This is a genomic window from Blautia sp. JLR.GB0024 (assembly GCF_037000545.1).
GTDB lineage: Bacteria > Bacillota > Clostridia > Lachnospirales > Lachnospiraceae > Blautia > Blautia celeris.
Genome location: NZ_JBANBF010000035.1, coordinates 1 through 5,837 on the forward strand (window position 1 = coordinate 1; position 5,837 = coordinate 5,837).

The window sequence follows — 5,837 nt, forward strand, 5'->3', positions numbered from 1 at the left end:
TTCTTTTCCCAGGTCCGGAAGGTCATCATTGGTCCATGCAATGGGTGCGATTCCTAATTTTACTTTATCTTTATTAAACATAGTCTGTCTGCCTTTCCTTACATGATTTCAGAAATTTTAACCGGTCTGTGTTCCTCGCAGGATTTCTTTGCAGCCAGGCCCATAAGTACGGGTTTCAGGCCATCCATAACGTTCAGAGGAGTCTCCTTGTCATTTTCGATTGCGTCGATGAACGCTGCGATCTCTTTTCCGTATGCATCCATATATCTCTCCAGGAAGAAGAACATGGGTTTTTCACCTGTCACACCGTCTGCGTTGCTGATAACTGCGGAGGACTGGCTGTCATTGCTGACTGCTACCATTCCCTCAGAACCGAATACTTCAGCTCTCTGGTCATAACCGTAAACAGCTTTTCTGCAGTTGTCGATCACTGCGATCGCGCCGTTTTCCATCTGTAAGGTGATAACTGCTGTATCCACGTCACCTGCCTCACCGATAGCCGGATCAACCAGGTTAGCGCCCTGTACATAAACCTCTGTGGCATCACAGCCAGCCAGGAAACGTACCATATCGAAATCATGAATCGTCATATCCAGGAACATACCGCCGGAAACTTTCACATAGTCAATGCTTGGCGGTTCCGGGTCGCGGGAGGTGATCTTAATGATCTCCGGTTTGCCGACTTTGCCTGCTGCAACTGCCTGCTGCACTGCCTCAAAGTTGTGGTCAAATCTTCTGTTGAATCCCACCTGGTATTTAATGTCAGTTCCTTCCAGTGCTTCAATAACTTCTTTAATCTTATCTACATCATGGTCAATCGGTTTTTCACAGAAAACATGCTTTCCTGCTTTGATTGCTTCCAGAGAGATGGGAGAATGCGTATCTGTGGATGAGCAGATCAATACCGCGTTGATTTCCGGATCGTTGATGATCTCCTTGTAATCTTTTGTTGTATGCTCCACACCCATGCTCTTTGCCCATGCTGCTGTCTCATCATTTAAGAACGGATCTGCAACTGTTTTGATCACTGCGTCCTTCACTCTTGTGCTGATACTTGTGATATGTACTCTTCCGATTCTGCCTGCTCCGATAATACCTACTTTTACCATTTTCTGATCTCCTTTTACTCATTTTTATGATTTTATGGTTCTGCGTGTGTCTTTTGATGTGTGCCCGAACACGCATATCTGATAATGTTATAATATCATTGCGTGCCCGAAAACGCAACCCTGAATTTTGTACAATTTTACCATAACATTTCTATTCATTTTTACCAAAAAAACCTGCCGGGGCAGCATCCTATGTGTAGTGACGCTGTCCCGGCAGGCCGGGCATTTCTGTGAAAATCTGCTGTATTTTGTAACTGTTCAGTGCCCTCACAGTTACAGGCAAAAATCCATGCAAAATCGCCTTTGGCGATGGAATTTTTGCTTGGCTGCTAAACGTTTTCTTACGGTCAGCGCAGTAAATGCGCAGACCTACTGAATAGTTACTGTATTTTACAGATTCTCCGGTATGGTATATTCATTTCGGATAAATATCTCCGTGTACTGCAGCTCTCCCTTGGGCTGTTCCCCGTTAAAGAGAAGGCGGAATAAGATCATTACCGGTTCATATCCCTGTATCTGTGCATCCTGTCCGATCAGAAAATGGATACTTCCTTCCCGCATCAACTCATAATTTTTACCCATAAAATCATTGGCTATCATTTTAACGGTGCCTGCCCTGCCGTATTTTGCCAGCATTCTGCACACACCTTCCTCACCGTGGGATGTCATGTAAATACCTTTCAGATCAGGATTTTCTTTCAGAATCTTCTCTGTAGCCTGTCCTGCCAGATGATTATCCTCAAAACAGTATTCCGGTCCCACCAGTTCAATCTCCGGGTATTTTGCCTTCAGCTCCGAACCGAAGCCGAGAACACGGTTACTCAGAGACGGATTGGAACTGTATCCTGAAATAACAGCCACCTTTCCGCAGCCTCCCACCAGTTCCCCCATCAGGCCTGCCGCCGCGCGTCCGCACTGAAAGGCATTCTGGCCGACAAAACAGAGACGCTTCGTATCCTCCATATCGGAGTTAAAAGTCACAATGGGTATATGGTACTCCTCCACAAAAAGATTGATATGCGCCTTTATCTCCTCCTCCTCAATGGGAACCATGGCGATGGCGCTCACACCTTCACTTCTCATGTGCTCCATGGCGTCTATGGTGTCTCTGCCGCTTATGTGAGGGATTTTACAGAGAAGGACCGTCCCGCCCAGGCTGTCCACCTCGTCCTTTGCACGTTCAATCCCCTCCAGGACGCACTGCATAAAGGGGGTCTCTGCTGCCTGGAGGATCACCCCTATCTTAATGTTATTTTTACTCATAGAGAGGGCACGTCCAAGCTGGTTGGGCTTATATCCCATCTCCTCCGCAATTTGTCTGATCCGATCAGCCACTTCCGGCTTAATTCTGCCCCGATTATTGAGGGCCCGGTCCACAGTTCCCCGTGAGACTCCAGCCGCCTCTGCGATCTGCCGTATTGTCACTCCCATACTGTCTCCTTCTGACGCGCCCCTGTGTGCGTTCCTGGGCACGCAATGTCTATGACTATTATATAATCCCTTAGTCAAATGTGCAAGAGATATCCGTTCGCACTGGCTGCCTCGGGATTTTGCTTCGCATCGCGCAGCATCCCCTTGGGGAAAACACCTCCCGGGACATTGACCGTGCATAGTAACATTTCCATGCCTTTGGCCTGAAAACACCTGGCGGGACAGTGGGGTGTGAAAAGTAACGTATTCATACTGTTATTCCATCTTCCTGATCTTCTGTTCAAACTCTTCGACTGTCTCAGCCCTGGCTGCATATTTTATCCACTGCTTCAAAATCTCAGGGTTCTTCTGCCCCATAATTTCCGCCTGTAATTTTTCAGGCACTTCTCCCAGATCAAGCAGCAGATCCAAAACAGATTCTGTTTTTCCTTCCATTTTTCCTTCTGCCTTTTTTGCATCCATCTCATCTTTCATTAACTCTTCCAATGCTTCACACATTGTCTTTACCTCCTTGAATTTATCCTGATTCGCACGGACAATCAGATTCATCACCGATTTATACAGTTTATTTTCTTTATGCTCTCCGTACTGCTCAATCAGACGCCTTACGGTATCTGCCCCTTCCAGGTCGTCAGTCAGACTTTTCAGCCATAAATTGTGTTTCTCCGATAATTCTTTCGTCAGAATCATCTGTATGGGAATCTTATCTCCGATAATATAATAGATCCCATCCTCCACTCCGGTGATCTGATATCCCCTTTCCTCCTTCAGATGCCGTATAAGACTGCGCGGATACCTGTGACATACAAATGTTATGGTGATATCTTGAATTTTAATACTGTCTTCCCTGGATGTATCCGCCTTGTAAAAACAGGCATAGCCATAAACTTTATAGAAATCGTCTATACTCAAATAATCTGTCGGACTCTTATATTCTACAATATTATATTTCCGAAAGATCCTTCCGATATTTTTTCGTACAGGCACTTCCTGTTCCTTTTTTACGATCAGCACGTCAATCTCCTTTGGTTTTGTCCCCAACTGATGTTCATTTTCAAAAATCAGAAGACCTGCCTCCGCTTCCAGCTCAATCTGAATATCGGCATAAAAGGCAGGATGCCACTGCAGCACATGTGTCCTCCGTTTTTCCATATAAAACCTCCTCCTTATTCCATAATAGAAAAACGCTTCGTTGATTTTCTATTATCATAAATGAATGACTGCAGGAGGTTTCTAAGCGCTTCAGAAAACCCCTGCTAAAATGAGAGAAAAGCACGAATTTTCCGAAAAGACAGGTCAAAGATGCAAACCTGCTGTTATGAAATGCTCTTAGATATTTTGTATCCTGATTGGATTCAAAACCAGAAAAGTTACATAGAAAATATGCTTTTCATAATTCTAACATATCATGAAATTAACCGCAACAGTATTTTTGCCCCGCTGCATTTGAATCTGTCAGTCACTATTCACGGTCAATGTTCCGGGAGGTGTTTTCCCCAAGGGGATGTTGCGCGATGCGAAGCAAAATCCCGAGTTGGTCAGTGCCAAAATGCAATTTATTGCATTTTGTACCCTAAAGGGCAGAACTGTGCATTCGGCTCCATATCGTCCTGGCCGCCTGGGGATTTCCATGCCTTCGGCCTGAAAACACCTGGCGGTACAGTGGTGCATTTAACTATTGACATCTCTCTTTCATTCTGTATAATAGTTCTATATGGAACAGTTTTATATAGAACTATATACCATGCATTTCTGCCGCAAAACCGCAGCAAAATATACTTTATCAAAAAGGAGGCTGTTATGAACGCACTGAGCGATACTCTGACAACAAGCTGGCTTTTTCATCAGCTCTATTCCAGGAAAATAGGGGAAAGCGCGTCCCGTTATGGCGTTTCCAAAACAGAGGCGGATATTCTTCTCTTCCTCTGTAATAATCCCGGTTTTGACACAGCCAGAGACATTGTGAATATCCGTGGAATCGCAAAATCATATGTATCAAAATCCATAGAGATACTGGTCCAAAAGCAGTACCTGACAACCTCAGTGGACCGAAGGGACCGGAGAATCACACATTTGCGGCTGACGGAAGAAGCTAATGCTGCACTTACGGATTTAAGAAAAACACAGGAAGAAATCTTTTCTCTTATCACACAAAAGATACCGGAAGAAAGAAAAAAAGAGGTGAACCTGGCTTTCCGCCAGATAACTGAGAATATAAAGGAGGCACTTGAAAAATGATACTGAAACTGATCGTCTATCTGCTGGCAGGAATGGGGGCCGGAATCGGGACAGGCCTTGCAGGTCTCTCGGCTGCTGCCGTAATATCTCCCATGCTGATCACCTTCCTGCACTTTGATCCCTATCAGGCTGTGGGAATCGCCCTGGCGTCTGATGTACTGGCATCGGCAGTCTCTGCCTATACCTATAAAAAACACGGAAACCTGGATGTACGCCATGGTGTCATCATGCTCTTCTCTGTCCTGGCCTTTACCCTGGTGGGAAGCTATATTGCATCCCTGCTGCCGGGCACCACTATGGGAAACTTCTCCGTCTTCATGACACTGCTTCTGGGCATCAAATTTATCATACGTCCTGTCATGACAGAAAAAAGCGCCCTGGAAAATAAAAGCGAGAGAACAAAGATCATCCAGTCCCTTCTGTGCGGCGCGGTGATTGGCTTTATCTGCGGGTTCATTGGCGCCGGAGGCGGTATGATGATGCTTCTCATCCTCACAAGTGTACTGGGATACGAACTGAAGACTGCGGTTGGCACCAGTGTGTTTATTATGGCTTTCACCGCATTCACAGGCGCTGCCTCCCACTTCTTCATTGACGGCTCCCTGCCAGATCTGGGTGCGCTTTTCTTCTGCATCCTGTTCACTTTTCTGGGTGCCAGAGTCGCAGCTCTGTTTGCCAACAAGGCGCCGGCCAAAACCCTGAACCGTGTCACCGGCGTAGTGCTCTCTCTTCTGGGTCTGCTCATGGTAGGTGTAAAATTTTTAAGCTGATATACAAAGATACTGCCGCAGAACATTTCCTCACAGGTCCTGTTCCACGGCAGTATTTTTTGCGGCATAAATAGTTACCACAATTTTCAATTAGAGGGGCATTTATTATATAAGCTGTACATGCAGGAGGCTGCGATCTTCTGCAGGACAGTTTATACCTGTCTCAAAGATATTTTAAAGCCCTGTCTTCTCAGCAATGAATTTTCTTGCCTTGATGGCATACTTAAGCGGATTGGCTTTTGCAGGGTCCTGCTCTGCCTCTACCAGCATATATCCTTCATATCCCGCT

At 45.7% G+C, this 5,837-nt stretch carries 5 protein-coding genes and 1 pseudogene; 2 read left to right on the plus strand and 4 right to left on the minus strand.

What is annotated here, in order from left to right; genetic code table 11:
• Positions 1-98 precede the first annotated feature (98 nt).
• The 3 genes from iolG to V8Q34_RS27220 form a co-directional block, all read right to left on the minus strand.
• Positions 99-1,109 (minus strand): inositol 2-dehydrogenase, encoded by a 1,011-nt coding sequence (gene iolG, locus V8Q34_RS27210; protein ID WP_033143670.1) that lies wholly within the window; start codon positions 1,107-1,109, stop codon positions 99-101.
• Between the two features lie 390 nt (positions 1,110-1,499).
• Complete coding sequence (locus V8Q34_RS27215; protein WP_033143669.1) at positions 1,500-2,540, minus strand: LacI family DNA-binding transcriptional regulator; 1,041 nt, start codon at positions 2,538-2,540, stop codon at positions 1,500-1,502.
• Positions 2,541-2,795: 255 nt separating this feature from the next.
• Positions 2,796-3,692 carry a 3-isopropylmalate dehydrogenase gene (locus tag V8Q34_RS27220; RefSeq protein ID WP_335836675.1) on the minus strand — a complete coding sequence of 299 codons (897 nt, stop codon included), beginning with the start codon at positions 3,690-3,692 and terminating at the stop codon, positions 2,796-2,798.
• A gap of 648 nt (positions 3,693-4,340) precedes the next feature.
• Between V8Q34_RS27220 and V8Q34_RS27225 the strand changes: the two genes are divergently transcribed.
• Positions 4,341-4,778, plus strand: a complete 438-nt coding sequence (locus V8Q34_RS27225) for a MarR family winged helix-turn-helix transcriptional regulator (protein WP_335836676.1) — start codon at positions 4,341-4,343, stop codon at positions 4,776-4,778.
• On the plus strand, positions 4,775-5,548 hold the full coding sequence (locus tag V8Q34_RS27230) for a sulfite exporter TauE/SafE family protein (RefSeq protein WP_033143665.1): 774 nt from the start codon (positions 4,775-4,777) through the stop codon (positions 5,546-5,548). The genes V8Q34_RS27225 and V8Q34_RS27230 overlap by 4 nt, the downstream gene beginning before the upstream one ends.
• A gap of 174 nt (positions 5,549-5,722) precedes the next feature.
• Here the strand turns inward: V8Q34_RS27230 and V8Q34_RS27235 are convergent.
• A pseudogene (locus V8Q34_RS27235) lies at positions 5,723-5,837 on the minus strand (myo-inosose-2 dehydratase); the annotation flags it as partial.